This is a genomic window from Palleronia pontilimi (genome assembly GCF_016412875.1).
Classification (GTDB): Bacteria; Pseudomonadota; Alphaproteobacteria; order Rhodobacterales; family Rhodobacteraceae; genus Palleronia; species Palleronia pontilimi.
Map to the genome: position 1 here is coordinate 59,133 of NZ_JAEKPD010000018.1, position 25,803 is coordinate 84,935.

The window sequence follows — 25,803 nt, forward strand, 5'->3', positions numbered from 1 at the left end:
CCGCTCTCAGTGATCCTTGCGGTCGGTATAATAGTCCGCCGTGGTCCGCACGCGGGGCCGCTCGCCTGCCGCGAAGGGGTTGTCCTTCGAGTGATACTGCGCGTCGATCCGGCAGGTGTCGCACATCTGGATCATCCGCGCGGCTTCGGGCTTGGCGAACATGGAATGCTTGCCCGCCAGCTTCTCGGTGATCTTTTCGATGGTGGATTTCACGCCGAATAGTGCTCCACATTCGACGCAGGCGAAGGGCTCTTCCTCGTTCAGTACGACCTGGGTCAGCGCGGTGTCGGTCAGGTTCAGGCGCGGCTCCAGCGTTATGGCGTCCTCGGGGCAGATATTGGCGCAGAGCCCGCATTGCAGGCAGGCGTCTTCCTGGAACAAAAGCTGCGGCAGGTCCGGGTTGTCGCCGAGCGCGCCCGACGGGCACAGCGACACGCAGCTCAGGCACAGCGTGCAGGCATCGGTGTCGACCAGGACCGCGCCGTAGGGCGCGGCGTCGGGCAGGGGGATCGTGTCGGCGTCGGTCAGGGTCTTGGCGGCCAGGCGGGTGATCTGGCGGCGGGTGCCCAGCGGCAGGGCGGGGGCGTGGGTCACGCCGGGCGCCGCGCCAAGGGCACCCCGCAGGGCGTCGGGGTCGGTCACGTCCAGCAGCTTCAGCGCGTCCGGCCCGGCGATGGCGCAGGCCAGCGCGGCCTCGTGCTCGGCCGTGGGGCGCTCGGTCCGGGGGGCGAGCAGCAGCGACACGTCGGCGAAGCCCGCGGCCAGCGCGCCCAGCGCCTCGGCATGGCCGAAGGCGTTGAGCGCGGGCATCTCGAACGGGATCACGTCGGCGGGCAGGCCGGTCCCGTGGCGGGCCAGAAGCGCGATCATCTCGGCCCCGAAATCGGCGTCCACGACCAGAAGGCGGGGGGCCGCGCCGCCCGCGTCGCGATAGGTCTGGGCCAGCGTGGCCAGGCGGCGGAACACGCTGTCCACCGGCGGCGCGTCGTAGCTGACGGCCCCCGACGGGCACAGCGACGAGCACGCGCCGCAGCCCGCGCAGATCGCCGGGTCGATGGTGACGTGATCGCCCGATGGCACGATCGCGCCCGTGGGGCAGGCGTCGAGGCAGCGGGTGCAGCCGGTCTGCTCGGCGCGCGAATGGGCGCAGAGCGCGGGCTCGACCCGGACGTAAAGCGGCTGCTCGAAGGTGCCGACCATCTGCGCCGCGTCGAAGACCACGCGCGACACCGCGTCGGGGCGGCCGGGATCGGCGCGCAGGTAGCCTTCGCGCTTCTCGTGGGCCGGGAACAGCGGCGCGCTGCCGGACAGATCGACGATCAGATCGCAATCGGACCGCGCCCCGTCGCGCGGATCGGACATGGATAGCGCGCCGCGGCCGCCCGCCACCACCTGGCGCAACCCGTCGAGCGTCACGCGGAACTGCCCCAGCGCCCCCTGCGCGCCGCGCACCGTGCCGTGGATCACGTCGAAGGCGCGGGTTTCGGGCGGGTCGGCCGCGTCGGTCAGCAGGCAGGTCACGGCCAGGGTGCCCGACAGCCGCTCGGCCGCGGGCAGGGCCACGTCGGCCGAGCCGATCAGCAGGCAGGTGCCTTCGCTGACCACGTCCATGACGCGCGGCGCGGGCAGGGGCAGCAGGGCTTCGGCCATCAGCGCGGCCTGTTTGGGGCCCGCATCCGTGGCCTGGTCGCTCCAGCCCGCGCGGTCGCGGATGTCGATGCAGGCAGGCTCGGGGGTGCCCAGTTGCTCGGCCAGCGCGTGGAACGTCGCGCGCTCTTGCGCGCAGGCCACGATGACGTCGCCCGCCTGCATGGCGGCGCCTGCCGCCCCGATTTCTTCGCCGCAGAGGAACCGGTGCACTTTCGAGCAGGGCAGCCCGGTCGCCGCTTCGATTCGGTCGCGATCGACGCTCTGGGAGCCCAGGCAATCGCAGAGCAGGATGGTTTTCGTCATGGCGGCTTTCCCCGAATTTCGGCACGCCACGCTAGGGGCAAAGCGCGCGGACGGCAATCGCAAGGCACGCAACCGTGAATTACGACCAAGGTCGTAGCTGGACATCCGGTCCGATTAGGTGACAATGGCTTACGTATACCGTCGTGCCCCGCCAAGGCCGGTCGGACCGCACGCTGGATGGAGGAGTGGTGCAAAACACCAAGCGAACATTTTCGCTGCCCGTGGGCGTCGTCGTCAGGCGGCTGCCCGGCGTGACCCGTTGGGCACGCTGGTCGTGGAAGGCCGTCGCCGTCCTGCCGGGCGCGGGTCAGGCCGACTGGAAGGTTTTGCGCGAGGAAGGCGACGCGGTGGAATACCACGCCGCCACCCATGTCATGTCGCTGCACGCGGGCGAGACGGAAGCCTATATCCACAACCTGACCGCGCAGGAGCCGTCGATCTACGTCATCATGCGCCACCGCGCGGGCTGCCCGCCGCTGGAAGTGGTGCTGGTGACCGCCAGCCCCTACGAGGCGCAGGATTACACCGATAACGGCGAAGACCTGGTCGAGCGCGTGCCGATGCCCGAAAGCCTGCGCGGCGTGATCGCGGATTTCATCGACCGTCACCACGTGGAAGAGCCCTTCGTCAAGCGCCGCCGCGACAAGGCGCGCGTGGATAGGGTCGAGGACGGGCGCGGCGATCCGCGAATCGCCCAGACCACCGATGTCTATCGCGCGCCCCGCCGCCGCGACGAGGGCGACCCGACGCTGGAGGCCGCCGAATGAAGTCGGAACGCGATTTCTGGTCCCGCCGCCGCGCGAAGGTCGAAGCCGAAGACGAGGCCGCGCGCGCGCAGTCCGAAGAGCGTGATGCGGCCCAGGCACAGGCCGCGCTGGCCGAGCGCCCCGAGGACGAGGTGCTGTCCGAGCTGGGCCTGCCCGCGCCCGAAACCGTGTGCTCGGGCGAAGAGGTCCGGGCCTTCATGGCCAAGTCCGTGCCGGAATACCTGCGCCGCCGGGCGCTGCGCAGCCTGTGGCGGTCGAACCCGGTGCTGGCCTGCCTGGACGGGCTGAACGATTACGACGGCGATTTCACCAACGCCGCCACGGATGCGCCGGGGGTGAAGACGGCCTACCAGGTGGGCAAGGGATTGAAGGCGCATCTGGACTATTTGGCCGACGCCGAGGAGCGCGCCGAGGACACATCGGATGTGGTCGAGGACGCGGCTGAGGACGAAACGGACGAGGCGCCGGTGACGGTCGCCGACGCGGCTGTGGTTGATGAGACGGCTGGCACGCCTGAGGCGCCTGTCGCGGACGCGCCCGACGCCGCCCGCCCGCGCCGCATGGCCTTCCGCTTCGAGACGGGGGCGGCGTGATGGGCCAGGCGCTTCACGATATCGCCACCGAAGACCGCCTGCGGGCCGATCTTTACAACTACCTGGGGCTGATGCTGGCCGCGCCCCCCAACGAGATGCTGCTGGCGCAGACCGCCGGGCTGTCGGGCGACGACCAGACCGATCTGGGCCGCGCCATCGCGGGGCTGGCGCGCGTGGCCAAGGCCAGCAAGCCCAAGGCCGTGGTGTCCGAGTTCAACGCGCTTTTCATCGGGCTGGGGCGCGGCGAATTGCTGCCCTATGCCAGCTATTACCTGACCGGGTTCCTGAACGAAAAGCCGCTGGCCAGCTTGCGCGCCGACATGGCCGCGCGCTCGATCGCGCGGGCGCCCAACGTGTTCGAGCCCGAGGACAACATCGCGTCGCTGATGGAGATGATGGCGGGCCAGATCATGGGCCGGTTCGGACGTCCCGCCCCGGTCGAGGTCCAGAAGCAGTTTTTCAACAAGCATATCGGCCCCTGGGCCGTGCATTTCTACGCGGATCTGGAAGCCGCCAGGAAATCGGTGCTCTATGCATCGCTGGGCACGGTCGGGCGGGTCTTCATGGAAATCGAACGCGAAGCGTTTCGGATGGCAGCGGGCGATGGTTCCGCACAGAAAGAAGGAGCGATCCAATGAGCGATACACCTGAGAAGGGCACCAGCCGTCGCGGGTTTCTGAGACTGGCGGGCACCGCGCCCGTCGCCGCCGTGGCCGTGGCCGCGGGCACGGATACCGCCGCCGCTCAGCCCGTGGATCTGTCCTCGGACAAGATGCAGGACACCGCGCATACCCGCGCCTATCTGGACAGCGCCCGCTTCTGAGCGCGGCAAACGAATTTTCGGGGAGGAGTTCCTAATGCTTCGCAAAAAGACAAACGGCGTATCGCGCACCGCCCGGCCGGGTGGCATCCTGGCGCAAGCGTCCGAGACCCGCGTGGATCGCCGCGGCTTCCTGCGCGGATCGGGCCTGGCCATCGGTGGGCTGGCCGCCATCGCCGCCACCGGCGGCACGGTCACGCAAGCCACCGCGCAGACCGCGGCCAACACCGCCGTCCAGACCGTGAAGTCGGTCTGCACCCATTGCTCGGTCGGCTGTACGGTGATCGCCGAGACGCAGAACGGTGTCTGGACGGGCCAGGAGCCCGGCTGGGACAGCCCCTTCAACCTGGGCGCCCACTGCGCCAAGGGCGCCGCGGTCCGCGAGCACGCCCACGGCGAGCGTCGCCTGAAGTATCCGATGAAGAAGGTCGGCGGCGAATGGCAGCGCATTTCCTGGGAAGAGGCGATCAACGAGATCGGCGACCAGATGCTGTCGATCCGCGAAGAATCGGGCCCGGACTCGGTCTATTGGCTGGGAAGTGCGAAGCACAATAACGAGCAGGCGTACCTGTTCCGCAAGTTCGCCGCCTACTGGGGAACCAACAACGTCGACCACCAGGCGCGGATCTGCCACTCGACCACCGTTGCGGGCGTTGCGAACACGTGGGGCTACGGCGCCATGACCAACAGCTACAACGACATCCACAACTCGAAGGCCATCTTCATCATCGGCGGCAACCCCGCCGAGGCGCACCCGGTGTCGCTGCTGCACGTGCTGAAGGCCAAGGAGCAGAACAACGCGCCGCTGATCGTGTGCGATCCGCGCTTCACCCGCACCGCCGCCCACGCGGACGAGTTCGTGCGGATGCGGCCCGGCAGCGACGTCGCGCTGGTCTGGGGGATCCTCTACCACATCTTCGAGAACGGCTGGGAGGACAAGGAATTCATCCGCACCCGCGTCTGGGGGATGGACCAGATCCGCACCGAGGTCGCCAACTGGGACCCCGAAACGGTCGAGAACGTCACCGGCGTGCCCGGCAGCCAGCTGAAGCGCGTGGCGCGCACGCTGGCCAACAACCGCCCCGGCACCGTGATCTGGTGCATGGGCGGCACCCAGCACACCAACGGCAACAACAATACCCGCGCCTACTGCATCCTGCAGCTGGCCCTTGGCAACATGGGCACCGCGGGTGGCGGCACCAACATCTTCCGCGGCCACGACAACGTGCAGGGCGCCACGGATCTGGGCGTGCTGGCCGATACGCTGCCGGGCTATTACGGCCTGTCGGACGGCGCCTGGGGCCACTGGGCCCGCGTCTGGGACGAGGACCTGGACTGGCTGAAGTCGCGCTTCTCGGAAGCGACCTACAACGACCAGCCCATGCGCAACCTGAACGGCATTCCGGTGTCGCGCTGGATCGACGGCGTGCTGGAAGACCCCGAGAACCTGGACCAGCCCGCGAACACGCGCGCCATGGTCCTGTGGGGCCACGCGCCCAACTCGCAGACGCGCATGACCGAGATGAAGACGGCGATGGAAAAGCTCGACCTGCTGGTCGTGGTGGACCCGTATCCGACGGTTTCGGCGATCCTGCATGACCGCACGGACGGCGTGTACCTGCTGCCCGCGTCCACGCAGTTCGAGACCTACGGGTCGGTCACCGCGTCGAACCGGTCGCTGCAATGGCGCGAGAAAGTCGTCGAGCCGCTGTTCGAATCGCTGCCCGACCACACCATCATAAAGAAGTTCGCCGACAAGTTCGGCTTCTCGGACCGCCTGTTCCGCAACATCGAGGTCAACGGCGACGAGCCGCTGATCGAGGATCTGACGCGCGAGTTCAACAAGGGCATGTGGACCATCGGCTATACCGGGCAAAGCCCCGAGCGGATGCGGATGCACATGCAGAACCAGCACACCTTCGACCGCACCACGTTGCGCGCCAAGGGTGGACCGGCCGACGGTGACTTCTACGGCATGCCGTGGCCTGCCTGGGGAACGCCCGAGATGAACCACCCCGGCACCGCGAACCTGTATGATATGTCGATGCCGGTGGCCGAGGGCGGCCTGACCTTCCGCGCGCGCTTCGGCGTCGAGCGGGACGGCGACAACCTGCTGGCCGAAGGCGTGGCGAGCGCCGGGTCGGAAATCCAGGACGGCTACCCCGAGTTCACCATGCAGATGCTGCGGGACCTGGGCTGGGACGGCGACCTGACCGACGACGAGATGGCGCAGATCGAGTATGTCGCGGGCTTCCGTGACCGTGTCGATGGCGTGGTGGGCGAGACGACGTTCACCGGCGAAATCCCGTCGGACTACCTGGAGAAGACGGGATCGGTGAACTGGAAGACCGACCTGTCGGGCGGCATCCAGCGCGTCGCGATCAAGCATGGCTGCGCCCCCTTCGGCAACGCCAAGGCCCGCGCCGTGGTCTGGACCTTCCCCGACCCCGTGCCGATCCACCGCGAGCCGCTTTACACCAACCGCCGCGACCTGGTGGAAAACTATCCCACCTACGAGGACAAGAAGTTCTGGCGCGTGCCGACCATGTACAAGTCCATCCAGGAAAACGATTTCAGCCAGGATTACCCGATCATCCTGACCTCGGGTCGCCTGGTGGAATACGAGGGCGGCGGCGACGAGACCCGGTCGAACCCGTGGCTGGCTGAGCTGCAGCAGGACATGTTCATCGAGATCAACCCCCGCGACGCCAACAACCTGTCGGTCCGCGATGGCACCCAGGTCTGGGTGGAAGGTCCCGAAGGCGGCAAGGTCAAGGTCATGGCGATGGTCACCGAACGGGTGGGCGAGGGCGTGGCCTTCATGCCCTTCCACTTCGGCGGCTACTTCCAGGGCGAGGACTGGCGGAGCAAGTATCCCGAGGGCGCCGACCCGATCGTGCTTGGCGAGTCCTGCAACACTGCCCAAACCTATGGCTATGACAGCGTGACCCAGATGCAGGAGACGAAGGCGACTCTCTGCAAGATCTGGGCGGCGTAAGGAGAAGATAAGATGGCAAGAGCCAAGTTCCTCGTCGATGCCGAGCGCTGCATCGAATGCAATGCCTGCGTGACCGCGTGCAAGAACGAGCACGAGGTCCCGTGGGGGATCAATCGCCGCAAGGTGGTCACCATCCAGGACGGACAGCCCGGCGAGCGGTCGATTTCCGTGGCCTGCATGCACTGCTCGGACGCGCCGTGCATGGCGGTCTGCCCGGTGGACTGCTTCTACCAGAACGAAGAAGGGGTGGTCCTGCACTCGAAGGATTTGTGCATCGGCTGCGGCTACTGCTTCTACGCCTGCCCGTTCGGCGCGCCGCAATACCCGCAAGCGGGCAATTTCGGCAGCCGCGGCAAGATGGACAAGTGCACCTTCTGCGCCGGTGGCCCGGAGGAAAACAACTCCAGCGCCGAGTTCCAGAAATACGGCCGCAACCGGATCGCCGAGGGCAAGCTGCCCATCTGCGCCGAGATGTGCGCCACCAAGGCCCTGCTGGCCGGTGACGGCGACACGGTCGCCAACATCTACCGCGAGCGCGTCGTCGCGCGCGGCTTCGGCTCGGGCGCCTGGGGCTGGGGCACGGCCTACGACCAGAAAGGCGGCTGACCCCGCCCGGCCCATGGCCCAAGACAGCACGGCTCCGCGCGCAAGTGCGGGGCCGTTCCTTTCCCGTCCCCCCGAGGGGCGGAACACATACCGCATACCCCGCGCGACAGATCCCCAAGGAGCCGCCCCATGCACCTGCTTCGTTCCGTTCTCATGCTGCTTTGCCTTGCGTCGCTGCCCGCCACGGCACAGGACGCGTCGGTCGACCAGGTGCTGAAGGACCTGGACCAGCCCTATACCACCGGGTCGGGGTCATCGTCGGTCCGGCCCCCGTCGCCCGAGCGTGACATCCTGCCGACCACCGACACGCCCGAACTGCCCGGCGAGGTCAGCATGGAGACGCCGCTGCGCGACGATTCCCTAGGCTTTGGCACGCAGGGCGGCTCGTCCGTGCGGCCGCCGGACTCCGCGGTGCCCGAGATCGCGCCGCCATCGGTGCAGGCGCGGCCCGCCACCGGGGGCGCGCAAACGCTGCAGGACATCCTGGCCCGCCAGCGCGGCGAGATCGTCGACGACAGCTTCCGCAGCAACGCCGAGGCCGTGGGCATGGGCCCCACCGACGACGGTGCGGGATCGGGCGCGCTCGAGGCGCTGGGCGGCGCGTCGGACCCCGAGCTGTGGCGCGCCATGCGCTACGACACGGCGGACCTGACCGTCACGGCGCGCGGCCCGGCCGCGGACGTGCTGATCCAGGACGGTGGCATGGCGTGGCTGCAGTTTCGCGAAGGGCCTTTGCCCAAGTGGGGCGGCATCGCGATGCTGGGTATGGCCGGGCTGCTGGCCGTCTTCTACCTGCTGGCGGGCCGGGTCCGCATCGAGGGCGGCAAGGACGGCCGCACGCTGACCCGCTTCATCAGTGTCGAGCGCTTCGCGCATTGGCTGCTGTCGGGGTCGTTCATAATCCTCGGCCTGACGGGCCTGCTGTCGCTGTTCGGGCGCAAGGTGTTCATCCCGGCCTTCGGGCACGAGGCATATGCGTCTGTCGCCGCGGTCACCGCATGGCTGCATGACAACGTGTCCTGGGCCTTCATGCTGGCGCTGGTCATGATCTTCGTGCTGTGGGTCTGGGACAACCTGCCCGACCGCACCGACCTGACCTGGATCGCGCAGGGCGGCGGGCTGATCGGCAAGGGCCACCCGCCGGCCAAGAAGTTCAACTTCGGTCAGAAGATCATCTTCTGGTCGGTGATCGTGCTGGGCACGTCGATCTCGGTGTCGGGGCTGGCGCTGCTGTTCCCGTTCGAGCTGCAGCTGTTCGCGCCCACCTTCGAGAAGCTGAACGCCATCGGCCTGCCGCAGCTTTTGGGCTTCGGACCGCTGGATACCAACCTGGCCCCGCACGAGGAAATGCAGCTGTCGCAGCTGTGGCACGCCATCGTCGCCTTCGTGCTGATGACGATCATCATCGCCCATATCTATATCGGCTCGCTCGGGATGGAGGGCGCGTTCGACGCCATGGGATCGGGCCAGGTGGACGAGAACTGGGCCGAGCAGCACCACTCGATCTGGGCCGAGGAAAAGAAGGCCGAGGAACGCGGGGCGGGCGGCGCGCAAGCCACCCCGGCCGAGTGATCGGGGCATGTGGCGCGGCCTGATCGCTGCAGCCTTGCTGGCGGGTTCGGCCGACGCCGATCCGCTGGTGCTGTCGGGCCATGGCGGCCCGATCATGGACGTGAGCGTCGCGCCGGACGGGCAGGTGGCGACCGCCAGCTTCGACAACGCGGTGGGGCTGTGGGACGGCACCACGCCCACCTGGCTGGACGGGCACGAGGCGGCGGTGAACGCGGTGCTGGTCGAGGGCGACCTGGTCGCGTCGGCGGGCGACGATTTCGACGTGATCCTGTGGCGCGACGGTGCGCCCACCCGGCTGGAAGGCCACGGTGGCAAGGTCACGGCGCTGGCCCTGTCGCCCGATGGCGCGACTTTGGCCTCGGCGTCTTGGGACGGGACCATCGGGCTGTGGCCGCTGGCGGGCGGTGCGCCGCGTTTCCTGAAAGGCCACCGGGCGGGCGTGAACGACGTGCTGTTCGGAGCGGACGGCGCGCTCTATTCCGCCAGCGCCGACGGCACGATCCGCGCCTGGGACATCGCCAACGGGGAGGAATTGCGCCAGGTCGCCAACCACGGCTTCGGCGTCAACCGGCTGGCGCAGGGGCCGGGCTGGCTGGCTTACGGCGCGGTGGATGGCGGCACGCGCCTGATCTCGCCGCTGACGGGCGAGGGGCTGGCCGATTTCACCGCCGACCGCCGCCCGATCCTGGCGCTGGACTACGCGCCCGCCACCGGGCTTCTGGCGGTGGGCGACGGCGAGGGGTTCGTCATGGTGATCGACACCGCCACCCGGTCCGTGCCGCACGACTTCCAGGCCGCGGGCCGCGGGCCGATCTGGGCGCTGGCCTTTTCGCCGGACGGGCAGACGATCTACGCGGGCGGGCTCGACCCCGATCTGCATGGCTGGACGCTGGACCAGCTGGCGACGGCCACCACCCCGCAGGCGACCGAGGCCAGCTACCTGACCGATCCGGCGCTGATGGACAACGGCGAGCGGCAGTTCATGCGCAAATGCTCGATCTGCCACACGCTGACCCCCGACACCGCGCGCCGCGCGGGCCCCACGCTGCACGGGGTGTTCGGGCGGCGCGCGGGCACGGTCGACGGCTACGGCTATTCCGACCGGCTGGACGGCTCGGACATCGTGTGGAATGAGACCACCATCGACGCCCTGTTCGACCAGGGTCCGGATCACTATATTCCGGGATCGAAAATGCCCATGCAGGTGATCGCCGCCCCGCAGGACCGCGCCGATCTGATCGCGTTCCTCAAGACGGCGACCACGACAGGAGACACCGAATGAAAGCCTTTCTTCTAGCCCTTGTCGCCATCGCCGTGGTGTCGTTCGGGGCGAATTTCGTGCTGACGGACGTCATCGGCTTCTCGAGCGCCCAAAGGACGGCCAGCGACAGCGTCCGCCTGCCCCAGGACTAGCCCGGGTCGGGCACGTTCCAGCCGCGCTGCACCGCGGGGCGGGCCTTGAACCGCTCGAGGTAGTCGTTCACGCGCGGGAAGTCCGACCAGCCGACGAGGTCCTTCGCCTCGTAGAAGTTCAGCGCGTCGAGCCAGGGGGCTATGGCGATATCGGCGATGGAATACTGGTCGGCCGCCCATTCGTAGCCGTCGAGCTTGCCTTCCAGCACCGACAGCAGGCGGCGCGCTTCGTCGATATAGCGCTGGCGGGGGCGGGGATCTTCGATGTCCTTGCCGCCCAGCTTCACGAAGAAGCCCAGTTGTCCCAGCATCGGCCCCAGCCCCGCCATCTGCCATTGCAGCCAGGTGATGATCTCCCACCGCTTGGTGTCCGATCCGCCCAGCTGGCCGGACTTTTCGGCCAGGTACATCAGGATCGCGCCCGATTCCCACAAGCCCAGCGGCTGGCCGTTGGGTCCATCGGGATCGATGATCGCGGGGATCTTGTTGTTGGGGTTCAGCGACAGGAATTCGGGCGATTTCACGTCCGCGTCGTCCAGCGTGACCAGGTGCGGCTCGTAGGGCAGGCCGATCTCTTCGAGCATGATGGCGATCTTCTTGCCGTTCGGCGTGGGGTAGGAATAGAGCTGCAGCCTTTCGGGATGCTGCGGCGGCCATTTCTCGGTGATCTTGAAGTCGTGCAGGGTGCTCATGGGGTGTCCTTTTCCGTGTTCACGCAGCTACCTAGGACGCGCGGCGATGCCCGAAAGGCCACGCCGGTGCAGGGCCGGTGTGGGCAGATGAACAATCGGGCGCGGGTGCTGGCGAAAACCCGCGGCGGGCGTGTGAAAAGACTTGCCATATTGCGGCGTTGACCAATTGTGGGTCCGCATCGGCGCGAACGCCGATCTTTTATCGAGAGGGGACAGACACGTGATTAGCGAATTTAAGGATTTCATCGCCAAGGGAAATGTCATGGACATGGCCGTGGGCATCATCATCGGCGCCGCCTTCACGGCCATCGTCAGCAGCCTGGTGGCCGATCTGATCAACCCGTTCATCGGGCTTTTCACCGGCGGCATCGACTTTTCCAATATGTTCGTCGTGCTGGGCGAGGGCGATTACGCGTCGCTGACCGCCGCGCAAGAAGCCGGGGCGGCGGTCTTCGCCTATGGCAGCTTCATCAACGCGGTGATCAATTTCCTGATCGTGGCCTTCGTGGTGTTCATGCTGGTCAAGATGGTCAACCGCATCAAGTCGGCGGCGACCGCCCCCGACGAGGTCGCGCCCGAGGTCGAAACCGGGCCTTCGGAGCTGGACGTGCTGCTCGAGATCCGCGACGCGCTGGCCAAGCAGGGCTAGGGCGCGGTCAGCCCGCGTGGGCTTCGCGGCGCAGGGCGTCCATCGCCTTGCCCAGAAGCGCGCGGGTGGCGTCGTCCTTCAGGGTGCCGTGATCGTCGAAGGCTTGGCGGGACGCGGCCAGAAGCACCTCGGGTCCGCCCGAGATGCGCGGCCGGAAGGGCACCATCGCCAGCCGCGTCGCGTAGGCGCCGCGCGCGCCGCCCGAGCGCCCGGCCGCCGCCGCCATCAGCGCCACGGGCTTGTCGGCCCAGGGGTTGCCGTCGACCCGGCTGATCCAGTCCAGCGCGTTCTTCAGGATGCCCGAGATCGAGCCGTTGTATTCGGGCCCCGAGATCACAACCGCCTCGGCGTCGTCGATCTGCTGCGCCAGCGTGTGGACCGCGTCGGGGATGCCGTCGTTCGTTTCCAGGTCGCCGTCGTAGAGCGGGAAGCGCAGGTCGGCTTCGGTGACGGGACCGCCGTAAAGCCGCGCGGCCTCGGCCAGCAACTTGCGGTTGGTCGAGGCCTCGCGCAAGGCGCCTGAGATCGTGAGCAGCATGATCGGTCCCCAATTCGGTGATGTGACCGGTCAGATAAGGCGCGGACGCCCGGGTTCCACAGGGGGGCAGAAGCGGCGGTTAACGCTTGGTCATCTTTTCTTCACAATAAAGTCGCTTAATTTTAATCCTCGCGGACTTATCTTGGACGTATGACCGCCCCGCGCATCCACAAAGAGACCTATCTGCCCGAGGCCCACACCGATGCGATCGTGCATTACGTGGGCCTGTCGATGGCGGCGATGGCCGTTCCCACGCTGATCGTTCTGGCCGTCCTGCGCCACGACCACTGGGTCGAGGTGAGCGCGGTCGCGGTCTATGGCGCGACCCTGGTCGCGATGCTCAGCGCGTCGGCCATCTACAACATCACCGGCCAGCATCGCTGGACCAAGGTGCTGAAACGGCTGGATCACTCGGCGATCTACCTGAAGATCGCGGGCAGCTTCACGCCGCTGGTGGCGCTGACGGGCGGCGCGGGCCTGCCGTTCCTTGCCGGGTTGTGGGGGGCCGCGCTGGGCGGCACGTCCCTGAAGATGCTGGCCCCCGACAGGCTGCGCTGGCTGGGCCTGTCGCTGTATCTGGGAATGGGGTGGATCGGCGTCTGGGCCGGAGCCGGCGTGTTCAGCCAGCTCAGCCCCAGCGCCATGGCGCTGATCGCCGTCGGCGGGTCGCTTTACACCATAGGCGTCATCTTCTTCCTGTGGGAAGCGTTGCCCTATCATACCACCATCTGGCACGGCTTCGTGCTGGTCGCGAGCGGCCTGATCTACGCGGCGATCCTGGTGGAAGTGCTGCGCGAGATCGAACCGGCCGTGATCGCCGCGACCGTCGCGCCGCAGCTGTTCTAGAACTCCACGCCGATCTGCGCCTTGATGCCGGACCGGAACGGGTGCTTCACCAGCTCCATCTCGGTCACGAGATCCGCCGTCTCGATCAGGTCGGGATGCGCGTTGCGCCCGGTCAGCACCACGTGGGTCATGGGCGGCTTGTGGTCGCGCAGGAAGGCGATCACCTCGGCCACGTCCACATAATCGTAGCGCAGGGCGATGTTGATCTCGTCCAGCAGCACCATCTTGTTGCTCTCGTCCGCGATCAGCTCCTTGGCCTTGGCCCAGGCGGCCTGGGCCATTTCGGTGTCGCGGGACTTGTCCTGGGTTTCCCAGGTGAAGCCCTCGCCCATGGTGTGAAAGGCGCAGGTGTCGGAGAACTTCGCCAGGATCAGGTCGCGCTCGCCCGTGGACATGCCGCCCTTGATGAACTGCACCACGGCGCATTTTATGTCGTGGGCGATGCAGCGGAAGATCATCCCGAACGCGGCCGAGCTCTTGCCCTTGCCCTTGCCGGTATGGACGATGATCAGCCCCTTCTGGTCGGTCTTGGTGGCCATGATCTTGTCGCGCGCGGCCTTCTTCTTGGCCATCTTCTGGGCGTGGCGGTCGGGGTCGTTGGTCATCGGGCGCTCCTTGCCGGGTTGGCGGTCAGAGTGTCGCGCCGGGCGGCGGGGTGCAAGCCGTTCATCCTTCGTTAACCAATCGACGGGCAGGGTGCGGGCCATGCGGTGGATCATCCTTCTTGCGCTGCTCGCGGCCTGCGACAGCCCCAGCCTGCGGTTCCGGGACGCGCCCGCGACGCGGGTGTCGGTGGACGGGTCGGTCTTTTCGGTCCGGGTGAAGGGCGAGCGGGCGGAATCCCTCCGCCTGAGCCGCGAGCGGCGCCCGCGCGTGGGCGCCACGCTGGCGCGGGCCGAGGCGGCGATCGGCCAGGCCTCGGGCTGCCAGGTCAAGCGCATCGACGGCGACCAGGCGATCCAGCGCGCGACGCTGGATTGCGCGGGCCAGCCGGGCGAGCCGCCGCCGCTGGCCGATATCGTGGTGATCGCGGTCGAGCGCTAGGGTTACAGGAACAGCCGCACGACGACGGGGGCCAGCACCGCCGTCAGCACCGCGTTCAGGCCCATGCCGATGCCCGAGAACGTGCCCGCCGTCTCGTTGACCTGGAAGGCGCGCGCGGTGCCGATCCCGTGCGCCGCCACCCCCACTGCGAAGCCGCGGGCGCGGAAGTCGGTGAAGCCCAGCGCGTCCAGCATCGGGGTGACGATGATGGCGCCGATGATCCCGGTCAGGATCACCAGCACCGCCGTCAGGTTGGGCAGGCCGCCAAGCTGCTCGGTGATGCCGATCGCCACCGGCGCGGTGGCCGATTTCGGCGCCAGCGACACCAGCACGTCCTGCGGCAGTCCCAGCGCCCAGCCCAGCGCCAGCGCCGACAGCATCGCGACCAGCGATCCGGCCAGCAGCGCCACGCTCATCGGCACCAGAACGCGCACGACCTTCGCGCGGTTGGCCCAAAGCGGCAGGCCCAGCGCCACGGTCGCGGGGCCCAGCATGAAATGGACGAATTGCGCGCCCTCGAAATAGGTGCGGTAGGTGGTGCCGGTGAGCGTCAGGACCGCCGACAGGATCAGCACCGCGATGAGCACCGGGTTGACCAGCGGGTTGCGCTTGGAGGCGCGGAACAAAGCGTCGCCGCAGAGATACGCCACCAGCGTCGCGGTCAGCCAGACCAGCTCGCCCCGGCTGAGATAGGACCAGATGTCGGTCATGGCTCGGTCTCGGGGGCGAAGCGGCGGGCGAGCAGGGCGAAGACCCAGGCCCCCGTCACGATGGCCAGCGCGGTCGAGATCACCAGCACGGCCAGCAGCGCCAGACCGCTGTCGCGCACCGTGTCGAGATTGCCGACGATGCCGGTGCCTGCGGGCACGAACAGAAGCGAAAGATGGCCCAGCAGGGTGGAGGTCAGCGGCCGCATCGTGTCCTCGAGCTGGGGCCGGAGCCACAGCGCGCAGACCAGCAGCACCAGCCCGATCACCGGGCCGGGGACCGGCAGGCCCAGGCCGCGCGCGATCACCTCGCCCGTGAGCTGGAACAGCAGAAGGATGACGATGGGCCCGATCATGCCAGCTCATCTAGCGTGGCGCGGGCCGAGTTCGACTTCGGCTGCCACAGGCCGCGATCCATCGCCTCGGAGAGGCGCGCGGCGATTTCGCGCAAGGCCGGGGCGTTGTGGTCGGCGATGAAGTCGCGGGTGGCGTCGTCTTCGATGAAGGCCGCGTGGACCAGGTCGAAATGATGCGATTTCACGGCACCCGTGGTGGCGGCGAAGGCGAACATGTAATCTACCGTCGCCGCGATTTCGAACGCGCCCTTGTAGCCGTGGCGTTTCACCCCGTCGATCCACTTGGGGTTCACGACGCGGGAGCGGACGACGCGGCCGATCTCGTCTTCCAGCGTGCGGATCACGGGGCGTTCGGGGCGGGAATGGTCGTTGTGATAGATGGGCCGCGCGGTCCCCTGCAGCGTTTCCACCGCCGCCGCCGCGCCGCCTTCGAACTGGTAGTAATCGTCGCTGTCCAGCAGATCGTGTTCGCGGTTGTCCTGGTTCTGCACGATGGCGTCGGCCTGGGTCAGCCGCGCCGTGAAGGCGGGGCGGGCGGGCTGGCCTTCGGTGCCCGCGCCGTAGGCGTAGCTGCCCCAGGTCAGGTAGGCCTCGGCCAGGTCGGCTTTGTCGTTCCACAGCCGCTCGTCGATCATCGCCTGCAGGCCCGCGCCGTAGGCACCGGGCTTGGAGCCGAAGACCCGGGCCTGGTCTTCGCCCGCGCGGGCGCGCGCGGCGGCGGGGTTCATGTCGGCGGGCTCGTCCAGCGCCTGGATGGCGCGCGCGGCGCTGTCCACCAGCGCGATGAGCTGGGGGAAGGCGTCGCGGAAGAAGCCCGAGATCCGCAGCGTCACGTCCACGCGGGGGCGGTCGAGCGTGTCGAGCGGCAGGATGTCGAAGCCGGTGACGCGGCGGTTGGCGCTGTCCCATTTCGGCTTCACGCCCATCAGCGCCAGCGCCTGCGCGATGTCGTCGCCGCCGGTGCGCATGTTTGCGGTGCCCCAGGCGGTGATGAGCAGGGCGCGCGGCCAATCGCCCTGGTCCTGCAGGTGCTTGTCGATGAGCAGGTTCGCGGATTTCCAGCCCAGCGCCCAGGCGGTGGGGGTCGGCACCGCGCGGCTGTCCACGGAAAAGAAGTTGCGCCCGGTGGGCAGGGTGTCGAGCCGCCCGCGGGTGGGCGCGCCCGACGGGCCGGGGGCGATGGCGCGCCCGTCGAGACCGCGCAGCAGGGCCGCCATTTCCGAAGGTCCGCAGGCGCGGATGGCGGGCAGGACGTGGTCGCGGAGGCTGTCCAGCACGGCTTGGCTGGCCGGTCCGGGGGCCGTCGCTCGCGGCTGCGCCGCATCGCCCCGCCCCCCGTCCCACAGGCGCTGCGCCAGCAGTTCCAGCCGCTCGACCGTGTCGCCGTGGCTGCGCCAGGCGCCGTCGCCTTGCAGGGCCTCGGGACGGGGGCCGGTCCATGGCGCGGCCATGTCGCAATCGAGCGGGTCGAAGCCGAGGTCCAGGTCGCCCGCCAGCGCCCGGATCAGCGACGCGTCCGCGCCTTTGCCGTCGCCGCGCGGGACGCGGACCAGAGCGATGGCGAGATCGCGTTCCAGGTCGTGCGTCGGGGATTGGCCGAAGACGTGCAGCCCGTCGCGGATCTGCGCCTCTTTCAGCTCGCAGAGATAGGCGTCGAGCTTGGCGAGATCGCCGTCGGCCTCGCCCGCGAAACCCACGTCGCGGTCGAGGCCGGTGGCTTGGGCCAGCGACAGGATCTCGGCCCGTAAGTGCTTGATGCGGCGCGGATCGACGCCCGCGGCCTCGTAATACTCGTCCACCAGGGCTTCCAGGTCGCGCAGGGGGCCGTAGCTCTCGGCGCGCGTCAGCGGCGGGGTCAGGTGGTCGACGATCACCGCCTGCGCCCGGCGCTTGGCTTGCGTGCCCTCGCCGGGGTCGTTGACGATGAACGGATAGAGATGCGGCATGGGACCCAGCACCGCCTCGGGGAAGCAGTCGGCCGACAGGGCCAGCGCCTTGCCGGGCAGCCATTCCAGGTTGCCGTGCTTGCCCATGTGGACGATGGCCTGGGCGCCGTGGATGTGGGCCAGCCAGATGTAGAAGGCGAGGTAATTGTGCGGCGGGACGAGGTCGGGCGCGTGGTAGGTGTCGGTCGGGTCGATGTTGTAGCCGCGGGCGGGCTGGATGCCGACGACGGCGTGGCCGAAGCGCAAGATCGACAGGCGGAGGCCCTGCGGCGTGCAGAAGGGATCATCCTCGGGCGCGCCCCAGCGGTCCTCGATGGCCTGCCGCACGGCAAGGGGCAGGGCGTCGTAGTGGCGGCGGTAGGTGTCGAGCGGCAGCACCTCGCCGTCCGCGCGGCCGGCCCGGTCGGTCAGCCAGTTGGTGGGCCCCGCCAGGATCTGCGCCATCAGCGCGTCGCTGTCGGCGGGAATGTCGGTCACGCCGTAGCCCGCGCCCGCCAGCGCGCGCAGCGTGCCGACGGTGGCGGCGGGGGTGTCGAGGCCCACGCCATTGGCCAGCCGCCCGTCCTTGTTGGGATAGTTCGCCAGCACCAGCGCCACCTTGCGGTCCGCCACCGGGGTGGCGCGCAGCCGGGCCCAGTTGGCGGCGAGTTGCGCCACGAAGCCGATCCGGTCGCCCTGGGGGCGGTAGGTCACGATGTTGCACTGGGTGGCTTCGTCGAAGAAGGCGGTGTCCTTGAAGCTGATGGCGCGGGACAGGATGCGGCCGTCGACCTCGGGCAGGGCCACGTTCATGGCGATGTCGCGGGCGCTGAGGCCCGCCAGACCGTCGGCCCATTGTTCCTCGGTCGTGGAGGCCAGAACGCATTGGAACACGGGCGCGTCGTTGGCCCAGGGGGCGGCCAGCGGGTTGTCGGCCCCTTCGCCTGCGTGGGGCGAGCCCACGGCAAAGCTGGTGGTGTTGAGGATGACTGACGGAGGTGCGGCGCGGAAGAGATGCTCGAGCGTGGCCACCGAGACCGGGTCCTTCAGCGACGCCACGAAGACCGGCAGCGGGTTCAGGCCGGCGCGCAGCAGCGCTTTCACAAGCCGGTTGATGGGTTGCAGCCCCGCGCCCTGCACCATCGCGCGGTAGAAGACCAGCGGGACAATGGGCGCGCCGTCGGTCCATTGCGCGCGCAGGGTGTCGAGCGTGAGCGCGGATGTGCCGGGCCAGTAGAGCCCCGCGCGCAGCAGGGGCTTGGCGGCGGGCGGGCGGTCGGTGTCGTCCAGCATGGCGCGGGCGTGGGTCAGCAGGATCTTGGCGTTGTCGACGCCGCCCTCGACGAAACAGGACCAGAGCGCGTCGTAATCGGCGGCGCCGACCGTGGACAGGGCGCGCAGCTCGGCATCGGGCTTGTCGTCGCCGGGCAGCAGCACCAGCGGCACGCCCGCCCGGTGCAGCGCGTCCGAGAATTGCGCCACGCCGTATTTCCAGTAGCCCACGCCGCCCAGCAGCCGCACGATCACCATCCGGCATCTCGACGCGCAATTGGCCAGGTGCAGATCCACCGACATGGGGTGGCGCAGGTAAGTCAGGTTGGTCAGGCGCAGCGACGGGGGCGCGTCCATGTCGGCCCGCGCCATGCTGAGCGCGGCCAGGTCCGTGTCGGCGGCCGACAGGATCAGCAGATCGGCGGGGGTCTGGCCGGGATCGACCGGCTCGGTCCCGTCGTCGATGGTGCCCGGCGTGGCGGCGAGAAGGTGCATGGCGGCTCAGGTCTCCAGCTTCTTTTCCATGAAGACGCTGGCCGAGATGTCCATGCCGTGCTGCCCGTATTCGCCGAAGACGCCGCAGGTCCGGAACCCGAGCGACCGGTAGAGCGCGTGCGCGGCGTCGAGGCCGATGCCGGTCTCGAGCTTCAGGTGACGGTAGCCCGCGGCGCGCGCGTGATCCTCGGCGGCGCGCATGAGCGCCCGGGCAACGCCACGGCGCCGACCCGCTTCGGCGACGAAGAGCGATTTGATCTCGGCGTAGTCGTCCATGTCGGCCAGCGCCACGACGCCGAGCGGGTCCGACCCGTCGCGCGCCTGCCAAAGGGTCACATGGGGCGCAGCCAGGGCGTCGTGGCTCAGGAAATGGGTCTGCTCGGGATCGTAGAGCGCCCGCATCATCGCCTGGCTCGCGTCGAGAAGCCGGGCTGCGTCGGGTTGCCGCGGGTCCGTCTTTTCAATCGTCAACATGGATCGGCGGTCCACTTTCACGTTCAAAGGAGCGACCGACATGACCGACGAAACAGACAAGCGCACCGACCGTCCCGCCCATGACGACACGGCTGAGGGAAAGACCGAGCTCGACAAGCCGCCCGCGGGCGACGAGGCCATCGCGATCGACGAGCGGGGGCCGAAGAATATCCGCGGGCCCGAGGGCCACGCGAAGAAGTCCGACGACTAGGCTCACGCCGCCTGCAGCGCCGCGGTGATCGCGGCGCGGTCGAGCCCGGCCTGGCCGATGACGACGAGCCGGGTTTCGCGGGTGCTGGCGCGCTGGTCGTAGTAGCTGTCCACCCGCGGGCCGACAGCCTGGATCGTCAGGCGCATGGGTTTGCCGGTGACGGTGGCGAAGCCCTTCAGGCGCAGGATGTCGTGGGCTTCGATCGTGGCCGCGATTTTTCGCGAAAAATCGGCCGGGTCGGAGATTTCGCCGCGGGTGACGGTGAAGCTTTCGAAATCGTCGTGGTCGTGGTGGTGAGGGTGATCGTCCGCGTGGTCGTGGTCCTCGTCGTCGTGATGGTGGTGGTGATGCGCCTCGCGCGCGTCGAGCGACGTCTCGGCCGCGGCGTTCTGGCCCAGCAGCACGGCGGCGGGCAGGACGCCCATGGATGTGGCGATCACCTGGACACCGGGCCGGGCGTCGTGGCGCAGGCGGTCGGACAGGCCCTGCACCTCGATCGGGGCGAGCAGGTCGGTCTTGTTGACCACGATCATGTCCGCGCAGGCGATCTGGTCCTCGAAAAGCTCGGACAGCGGCGTTTCGTGGTCGAGATTGTCGTCGGCGGCGCGCTGGGCGTCCACGGCGGCGACGTCATGGGCGAAGCGGCCTTCGGCCACCGCCTTGCCGTCGACCAGCGTCACGACGCCGTCGACGGTCACGCGGGTCGAGATCTCGGGCCAGTTGAAGGCCTGGACCAGCGGTTGCGGCAGGGCGAGGCCGGAGGTTTCGATCACGATGTGATCGGGGGGCGTGTCGCGGGCCAGCAGCTTTTCCAGCGTCGGCACGAAATCCTCGGCCACGGTGCAGCAGATGCAGCCGTTGCTCAGCTCCATCACGTCGTCGTCGGTGCAGGTCTCGATCCCGCAGCCCTTCAGGATGTCGCCATCGACGCCCAGGTCGCCGAACTCGTTGATGATCAGCGCGATGCGGCGGCCATCGGCGTTTTGCAGCAGGTGCCGGATCAGGGTCGTCTTGCCGGCACCAAGGAAGCCGGTGACGATGGTGGCGGGGATCTTGGCGGGCATGGGGAGACCTTTGTTACGTGTCATGCGCGCCTTGGGCGGCGCGCATGGGAGGTGGGTTCCGGAGCGGGTCGTCAGCCCCAGCCGAGGGCGGCGAAGGCGGCGCCTTCCAGCGTCTCGAGCGTCAGGAACAGGCCGACACCGGCCACGACCGCGCCCGCCAGCCGGGGTTGGATCGCGGCGGCGCTGTCGCCCGCGCGGCGGGCCAGCAGACCGGCTGCGACGGCGATGACGTATTGCACGGCGGCGAGACCCAGCAGGTAGCCGGGCAGCACGATTGCGGCGGCGGAGGCTTCGGCCGAAGCCATGGCCGCGCCGAAGGCCGACCCGTGGAAAAGGCCGAAGCCCGCGAAGAGCGTCATGGCCACCGGCGCGCTGACGGCGCGGCCCGACAGGACCAGACCACCCAGCGCCAGCAGCGACACGGCGATGACCGCTTCGGCCAGCGGCAGGGTCAGCCCGGTGGTGGTCAGCAGGACGCCCGCGACCATGGCGGCAAGGTAGGCCAGCGGCGCGGTCAGCGCGCGGCCGGTGAAGGCGGCGGCGATGCCCATGGCGACCACGAAGAACAGGTGGTCGAAGCCCAGGACGGGGTGGCCGACGCCCGACAGAAGGCCGTGGGCGAAGGTGGTCATTTCCATCCCGCCCAGCGGGTGGTGGGCCAGCGCGGGCGTGGCAAGTCCGGCGAGGCCGGTGGCGATCAGCAGTTTCTTCATCTTGTGTCCCCTTTCGGATCGTCATTCATGAAAGGGGGGCCTGGTCGATACGGATCACCGCTTCGCAGCCGCATGACCCAATCCCCGGAACACCCCGTCCGTCGTCTTGGTCCGGGCGGATCAACGCCCGGTCGCATGGCAGGTCTCCTGGCTTGCGGGTCGCGGCGGTCATCGGCCTTCCCGGGATGGGTCCCAGTGGCGTCGTCGATGCCCACTCACCGCATACAGTCGCGGGGGCGGCTGCGGTCTGGCGGGGTCCTGATTGGATCCCCCACGCCCGCATTCCCATTTTAGGTCCCTGCCGCGGCTTGGCCGCGGGGCTGAAGGACACCATGCAAGGATCAGTCTTGCGCAGGGCGGGGGGCGGGCGTCAAGCGCCATTGCGCGGGGTGCGCCTGGTGAGGGGGGGCAAGCGAGGGGCCGGCCCCTCGCGCTCCCCGGGATATTTGCGAGAACAAAGAGGCAGGGGCGCTTCATATCTTGGGATGGCCGCGATATCTTGTGGATAAGCGGAAAAACGATGCCGTATCTAGATGTGCGCTGTTGACTCGGCGCGCGGGGGGATCGGAAAGTGGGGGCCATCTTGCGAGGGTGTTCCCATGCGATTCACGCGACTCAGACTGAACGGCTTCAAGTCCTTCGTGGACCCCACCGACCTGGTGATCCATGACGGGCTGACCGGGGTCGTGGGGCCCAATGGCTGCGGCAAGTCGAACCTGCTGGAAGCCCTGCGCTGGGTGATGGGCGAGAACCGGCCCACCGCCATGCGCGGCGGCGGCATGGAGGACGTGATCTTCGCCGGTGCGTCGACCCGGCCGGCCCGCAACTTCGCGGAAGTGTCGCTGCATATCGACAACGCGGAACGGCTGGCGCCGTCGGGGTTCAACGATGCCGACCAGATCGAGATCGTGCGCCGGATCACCCGCGATGCGGGCTCGGCCTACAAGGCGGCGGGCAAGGACGTGCGGGCGCGCGACGTGCAGATGCTGTTCGCCGACGCGTCCACCGGCGCGCATTCACCCGCGCTGGTCCGGCAGGGCCAGATCGCCGAGCTGATCAACGCCAAGCCCAAGTCGCGGCGGCGGATCCTGGAAGAGGCGGCCGGGATTTCCGGGCTTTACCAACGGCGCCACGAGGCCGAGCTGAAGCTGAAGGGCGCCGAGGCGAACCTGCTGCGCGTCGACGACGTGATCGAGGCGCTGGCCGCGCAGCTGGCGCAGCTGGCGCGGCAGGCAAAGCAGGCGGCGCGCTACCGCGAGATCGGATCACGGCTGCGGCAGGCCGAGGGCTTGCTGCTCTATCGTCGCTGGCGCGAGGCGGATGACGCGCGGGCGGCGGCGGTGCAGGACGAGGCGGCGCGCGTGACCGCCGCCGCCGGGGCCGAGCGCGCGGCGGTGCAGGCGGCCCGCGCGCGCGAGGCGGCAGAGGGCGCGTTGCCGCCGTTGCGCGAAGAGGACGCGATCGCCGCCGCCCTGGTGCAGCGTCTGCAGGTCGAGCGCGGGTCGCTGGACGAGCAGGCGGCGCGGGCGGCGAAGACCATCGAGGCGCTGGCCGCGCGGCTGGACCAGTTGTCGCGCGATGCCGACCGGGAAAGCGCGTTGAACGTGGATGCGGGCGAGACGATCGCGCGGCTCGACGCCGAGGCGGGCGAGCTGGTGGCGCAGGCCGAGGGCTTCGACGACGACCTGGCGGGGGCGGCCGAGGCGGCGCGCGCGGCGGCGGCGGTGCTGTCCGAGCGCGAGGGCGACCTGGGCCAGATGACCGAGGACGTGGCGCGGCTGGCGGCCCGCCACCAATCCGCCGAGCGGCTGGTCGAGGACGGGCGCAAGACCCGCGACCGATCGGAGCAGGCGGCGGAGCGCGCGCGCGCCGCGGTGGCCGAGGCCGAGGCGGCGCTGACCCGGTCGCGCGACGTGTACCGGGGCGCCGAGGACGCGCAGGGCGCGGCGCGCGATCTTGCGGCCCGCGCCGAGGCCGCGTTGGTGGCCGCCGAAGAGGCGCGCGCCGCGGTGCAGACGCAAGAGGCCGAGACGCGGGCGGCGCGCTCCGAGGCCGAGGGCGAGCTGGGCGCGATCCGCGCCGAGGTGGGGGCGCTGGAAAAGCTGGTGGCGCGCGAGGCCAGCGATGCGGGCGCGGTCATGGACGCGCTGTCGGTCGATCCGGGCTTCGAAGCGGCTTTGGGCGCGGCCTTGGCGGACGATCTGCGCGCGCCGGTGGTCGACAGCGGCTCGGGCTGGCGGGCGCTGCCGGGCTATGACGCGGTGCAGCCCCTGCCGGACGGCGTGGCGTCGCTGGCAGGTCACGTGCGCGTGCCGGGCGTGCTGGCGCGGCGGGTGGCGCAGGTGGGCCTTGTCGCACGGGACGAGGGGGCGGCGTTGCAGGCCCGCCTGTTGCCCGGCCAGCGGCTGGTCAGCCGCGAGGGCGACCTGTGGCGCTGGGACGGCTTTGCCGCCAGCGCCGAGGATGCGCCGTCGGCGGCCGCGTTGCGGCTGCAGCAGATCAACCGGCTTGCGGGCCTGCGGGCCGAGTTGGCGACGCTGGACGCGCGCGCCGCCAAGACCCGCGCGGCACACGAGGCATTGCAGGCGCGGCTGGCCGAGCTGGCCGCCGCCGACCGGGGCGCGCGCGACGCGCGGCGCGAGGCCGACGCGCGGGTGGCCGAGGTCAGCCGGACGCTCAGCCGGGCCGAGGCGGACCGCAACATCGCCGAGGGCAAGCTCGAGTCGGCGCGCCTGGCCGTGACCCGCCACGAGGAAGAGGCGATGGCGGCGCGCGCGTCGGTGAAGGACGCCGAGGCGGCGCTGGGCGGGCTGGCGGATCTGGGCCAGCTGCGCGCGCGGGTCGAGGACGTGAAGCTGACGGTGGAAGCGGCGCGGATGACGATGATGGCGCGGCGCTCGGCCCATGACGAGCTGAAGCGCGAGGGCGAGGCGCGCGCCAAGCGGCAGGCGGCGGTCGCGCGCGAGCTGGCCAGCTGGCGGTCGCGGCTGGAAAACGCCGATGCGCGGCTCGCGGAACTGGCGCGCAGGCGCGACGAGACCGAGGTGGAGTTGCAGGCCGCGCGCGCGGTGCCGGACGACATTCGGGTCAAGCGCGACGCGCTGGACCGGGGGCTGGAGGATGCCGAGACGCGCAGGCGCGCGGCGGCCGATGCGCTGGCGTTGGGCGAGACGGCGCTGCGCGACGCGGCCCAGTCCGAGCGCGACGCCGAGCGCGCGGCGGGCGAGGCGCGCGAGGCGCGGGCGCGGGCGGGCGCGCGGGCGGATGCGGCCCGCGAGGCGGTGACGGCGGCGGCCGAGCGGATCGGCGAGGCGTTGGAGGTGACGCCGGACCAGCTGCTCGACACGCTGGGTGCCGATCCCGACAGGATGCCGCCCGCCGAAGAGATCGAGACCGAGGTGGCGAAGCTGAAGCGCCAGCGCGACGGTCTGGGCGCGGTGAACCTGCGCGCCGAAGAGGATGCGCGGGAAATCGCGGACGAGCACGAGCAGCTGGTGGCCGAGAAGGCCGACCTGGAATCCGCCATCGCCGAGCTGCGCCGCGGCATCGCCGGGTTGAACCGCGAGGGGCGCGAGCGGCTGCTGACCGCGTTCGAGCAGGTGAACGCCAATTTCTCGATGCTCTTCACCCATCTTTTCGGCGGCGGCGAGGCGCGGCTGGAACTGGTCGAATCGGACGACCCGCTGGATGCCGGGCTGGAAATCCTGTGCTGCCCGCCGGGCAAGCGGCTGAGCACGCTGAGCCTGCTGTCGGGCGGCGAGCAGACGCTGACCGCCATGGCGCTGATCTTCGCGGTGTTCCTGGCCAACCCGGCGCCGATTTGCGTGCTGGACGAGGTCGACGCGCCGCTGGACGACGCCAACGTGACGCGGTTCTGCGACATGCTGGACGAGATGACCCGCCAGACCGACACGCGGTTCCTGATCATCACCCACCACGCGGTGACCATGGCGCGGATGGACCGGTTGTTCGGCGTGACCATGGGCGAGCAGGGCGTGTCGCAGCTGGTGTCGGTCGATCTGAAGAAGGCGGAAGCGATGGTGGCCTGACTCCGACGGGGCGGCGTGCCAAGAAGATCGCTGGTATTCCTGTCGT

The 25,803-nt window shown here is 69.4% G+C and carries 24 protein-coding genes and 1 riboswitch; of the genes, 14 read left to right on the plus strand and 10 right to left on the minus strand.

The annotated features are described in order from the left end of the window. Positions 1–6: 6 nt before the first annotated feature. A complete protein-coding gene (locus tag ILP92_RS15795; protein ID WP_198917384.1) occupies positions 7–1,953 on the minus strand; it encodes a 4Fe-4S binding protein in 1,947 nt (648 codons plus the stop codon). A 188-nt stretch (positions 1,954–2,141) separates the two neighbouring features. On the opposite strand from ILP92_RS15795, the gene ILP92_RS15800 reads away from it, so the two are divergent. From ILP92_RS15800 to ILP92_RS18745, 9 genes are all read left to right on the plus strand, one after another. Continuing rightward, positions 2,142–2,720 (plus strand): DUF3305 domain-containing protein, encoded by a 579-nt coding sequence (locus tag ILP92_RS15800; protein WP_368667907.1) that lies wholly within the window; start codon positions 2,142–2,144, stop codon positions 2,718–2,720. Next, a complete protein-coding gene (locus tag ILP92_RS15805; RefSeq protein WP_198917385.1) occupies positions 2,717–3,313 on the plus strand; it encodes a DUF3306 domain-containing protein in 597 nt (198 codons plus the stop codon). Before ILP92_RS15800 ends, ILP92_RS15805 begins: the two co-directional genes overlap by 4 nt. Continuing rightward, entirely contained in the window at positions 3,313–3,951 is a 639-nt protein-coding gene (locus tag ILP92_RS15810; RefSeq protein WP_198917386.1) for a TorD/DmsD family molecular chaperone, read from the plus strand. The genes ILP92_RS15805 and ILP92_RS15810 overlap by 1 nt, the downstream gene beginning before the upstream one ends. Beyond that, positions 3,948–4,136, plus strand: a complete 189-nt coding sequence (locus ILP92_RS15815; RefSeq protein ID WP_198917387.1) for a twin-arginine translocation pathway signal protein — start codon at positions 3,948–3,950, stop codon at positions 4,134–4,136. Before ILP92_RS15810 ends, ILP92_RS15815 begins: the two co-directional genes overlap by 4 nt. Before the next feature lie 34 nt (positions 4,137–4,170). Further along, a complete protein-coding gene (locus ILP92_RS15820) occupies positions 4,171–7,131 on the plus strand; it encodes a formate dehydrogenase subunit alpha (RefSeq protein ID WP_198917388.1) in 2,961 nt (986 codons plus the stop codon). 12 nt (positions 7,132–7,143) lie between these two features. Then, positions 7,144–7,737: a formate dehydrogenase FDH3 subunit beta gene (fdh3B, locus tag ILP92_RS15825; protein WP_198917389.1), complete on the plus strand. Its 594-nt coding sequence runs from the start codon at positions 7,144–7,146 to the stop codon at positions 7,735–7,737. A gap of 129 nt (positions 7,738–7,866) precedes the next feature. Continuing rightward, positions 7,867–9,309, plus strand: a complete 1,443-nt coding sequence (locus ILP92_RS15830; RefSeq protein ID WP_235971496.1) for a formate dehydrogenase subunit gamma — start codon at positions 7,867–7,869, stop codon at positions 9,307–9,309. A gap of 7 nt (positions 9,310–9,316) precedes the next feature. Next, positions 9,317–10,591 carry a c-type cytochrome gene (locus ILP92_RS15835; protein WP_198917390.1) on the plus strand — a complete coding sequence of 425 codons (1,275 nt, stop codon included), beginning with the start codon at positions 9,317–9,319 and terminating at the stop codon, positions 10,589–10,591. After that, positions 10,588–10,722 carry a hypothetical protein gene (locus ILP92_RS18745; protein WP_268968556.1) on the plus strand — a complete coding sequence of 45 codons (135 nt, stop codon included), beginning with the start codon at positions 10,588–10,590 and terminating at the stop codon, positions 10,720–10,722. Before ILP92_RS15835 ends, ILP92_RS18745 begins: the two co-directional genes overlap by 4 nt. Here the strand turns inward: ILP92_RS18745 and ILP92_RS15840 are convergent. Beyond that, positions 10,719–11,414 carry a glutathione S-transferase family protein gene (locus tag ILP92_RS15840; RefSeq protein WP_198917391.1) on the minus strand — a complete coding sequence of 232 codons (696 nt, stop codon included), beginning with the start codon at positions 11,412–11,414 and terminating at the stop codon, positions 10,719–10,721. The two genes, ILP92_RS18745 and ILP92_RS15840, sit on opposite strands and share 4 nt — an antisense overlap. A gap of 220 nt (positions 11,415–11,634) precedes the next feature. On the opposite strand from ILP92_RS15840, the gene mscL reads away from it, so the two are divergent. Beyond that, entirely contained in the window at positions 11,635–12,063 is a 429-nt protein-coding gene (gene mscL / locus ILP92_RS15845) for a large conductance mechanosensitive channel protein MscL (protein ID WP_198917392.1), read from the plus strand. A 7-nt stretch (positions 12,064–12,070) separates the two neighbouring features. Here mscL and ILP92_RS15850 read toward each other — a convergent pair whose 3' ends face one another. Then, positions 12,071–12,601 carry an NADPH-dependent FMN reductase gene (locus ILP92_RS15850; protein WP_198917393.1) on the minus strand — a complete coding sequence of 177 codons (531 nt, stop codon included), beginning with the start codon at positions 12,599–12,601 and terminating at the stop codon, positions 12,071–12,073. A gap of 150 nt (positions 12,602–12,751) precedes the next feature. Between ILP92_RS15850 and trhA the strand changes: the two genes are divergently transcribed. After that, on the plus strand, positions 12,752–13,447 hold the full coding sequence (gene trhA / locus ILP92_RS15855) for a PAQR family membrane homeostasis protein TrhA (protein WP_198917394.1): 696 nt from the start codon (positions 12,752–12,754) through the stop codon (positions 13,445–13,447). Here the strand turns inward: trhA and cobO are convergent. Continuing rightward, the gene (cobO, locus tag ILP92_RS15860) at positions 13,444–14,052 is read right to left on the minus strand and encodes a cob(I)yrinic acid a,c-diamide adenosyltransferase (RefSeq protein ID WP_198917395.1); all 609 of its coding nucleotides are present in this window, start codon (positions 14,050–14,052) and stop codon (positions 13,444–13,446) included. The genes trhA and cobO overlap by 4 nt on opposite strands. Before the next feature lie 100 nt (positions 14,053–14,152). Between cobO and ILP92_RS15865 the strand changes: the two genes are divergently transcribed. Next, positions 14,153–14,491 (plus strand): hypothetical protein, encoded by a 339-nt coding sequence (locus ILP92_RS15865; RefSeq protein WP_198917396.1) that lies wholly within the window; start codon positions 14,153–14,155, stop codon positions 14,489–14,491. A gap of 2 nt (positions 14,492–14,493) precedes the next feature. Here the strand turns inward: ILP92_RS15865 and ILP92_RS15870 are convergent, their stop codons facing one another. Genes ILP92_RS15870 through ILP92_RS15885 form a run of 4 tightly spaced genes read right to left on the minus strand, consistent with a single transcriptional unit; the run spans position 14,494 to position 19,720 of the window. After that, positions 14,494–15,201 (minus strand): LrgB family protein, encoded by a 708-nt coding sequence (locus tag ILP92_RS15870; RefSeq protein WP_198917397.1) that lies wholly within the window; start codon positions 15,199–15,201, stop codon positions 14,494–14,496. Continuing rightward, positions 15,198–15,554 (minus strand): CidA/LrgA family protein, encoded by a 357-nt coding sequence (locus ILP92_RS15875; protein ID WP_198917398.1) that lies wholly within the window; start codon positions 15,552–15,554, stop codon positions 15,198–15,200. The genes ILP92_RS15870 and ILP92_RS15875 overlap by 4 nt, the downstream gene beginning before the upstream one ends. Then, on the minus strand, positions 15,551–19,246 hold the full coding sequence (gene cobN / locus ILP92_RS15880; RefSeq protein WP_198917399.1) for a cobaltochelatase subunit CobN: 3,696 nt from the start codon (positions 19,244–19,246) through the stop codon (positions 15,551–15,553). Before cobN ends, ILP92_RS15875 begins: the two co-directional genes overlap by 4 nt. A 6-nt stretch (positions 19,247–19,252) precedes the next feature. Continuing rightward, the gene (locus ILP92_RS15885; RefSeq protein WP_198917400.1) at positions 19,253–19,720 is read right to left on the minus strand and encodes a GNAT family N-acetyltransferase; all 468 of its coding nucleotides are present in this window, start codon (positions 19,718–19,720) and stop codon (positions 19,253–19,255) included. Between the two features lie 40 nt (positions 19,721–19,760). Here ILP92_RS15885 and ILP92_RS15890 point away from each other — a divergent pair, with 40 nt between their 5' ends. Then, complete coding sequence (locus tag ILP92_RS15890) at positions 19,761–19,931, plus strand: hypothetical protein (protein WP_198917401.1); 171 nt, start codon at positions 19,761–19,763, stop codon at positions 19,929–19,931. 2 nt (positions 19,932–19,933) lie between these two features. On the opposite strand, the gene cobW is transcribed toward ILP92_RS15890, so the two are convergent. After that, entirely contained in the window at positions 19,934–20,995 is a 1,062-nt protein-coding gene (gene cobW / locus ILP92_RS15895; RefSeq protein WP_198917402.1) for a cobalamin biosynthesis protein CobW, read from the minus strand. 71 nt (positions 20,996–21,066) lie between these two features. Further along, entirely contained in the window at positions 21,067–21,708 is a 642-nt protein-coding gene (locus tag ILP92_RS15900) for a HupE/UreJ family protein (protein WP_198917403.1), read from the minus strand. Between the two features lie 120 nt (positions 21,709–21,828). Further along, positions 21,829–22,058, minus strand: a riboswitch (cobalamin riboswitch). Positions 22,059–22,307: 249 nt separating this feature from the next. On the opposite strand from ILP92_RS15900, the gene ILP92_RS15905 reads away from it, so the two are divergent. Further along, complete coding sequence (locus tag ILP92_RS15905; protein WP_198917404.1) at positions 22,308–25,757, plus strand: chromosome segregation SMC family protein; 3,450 nt, start codon at positions 22,308–22,310, stop codon at positions 25,755–25,757. The last annotated feature ends 46 nt before the right edge of the window (positions 25,758–25,803 follow it).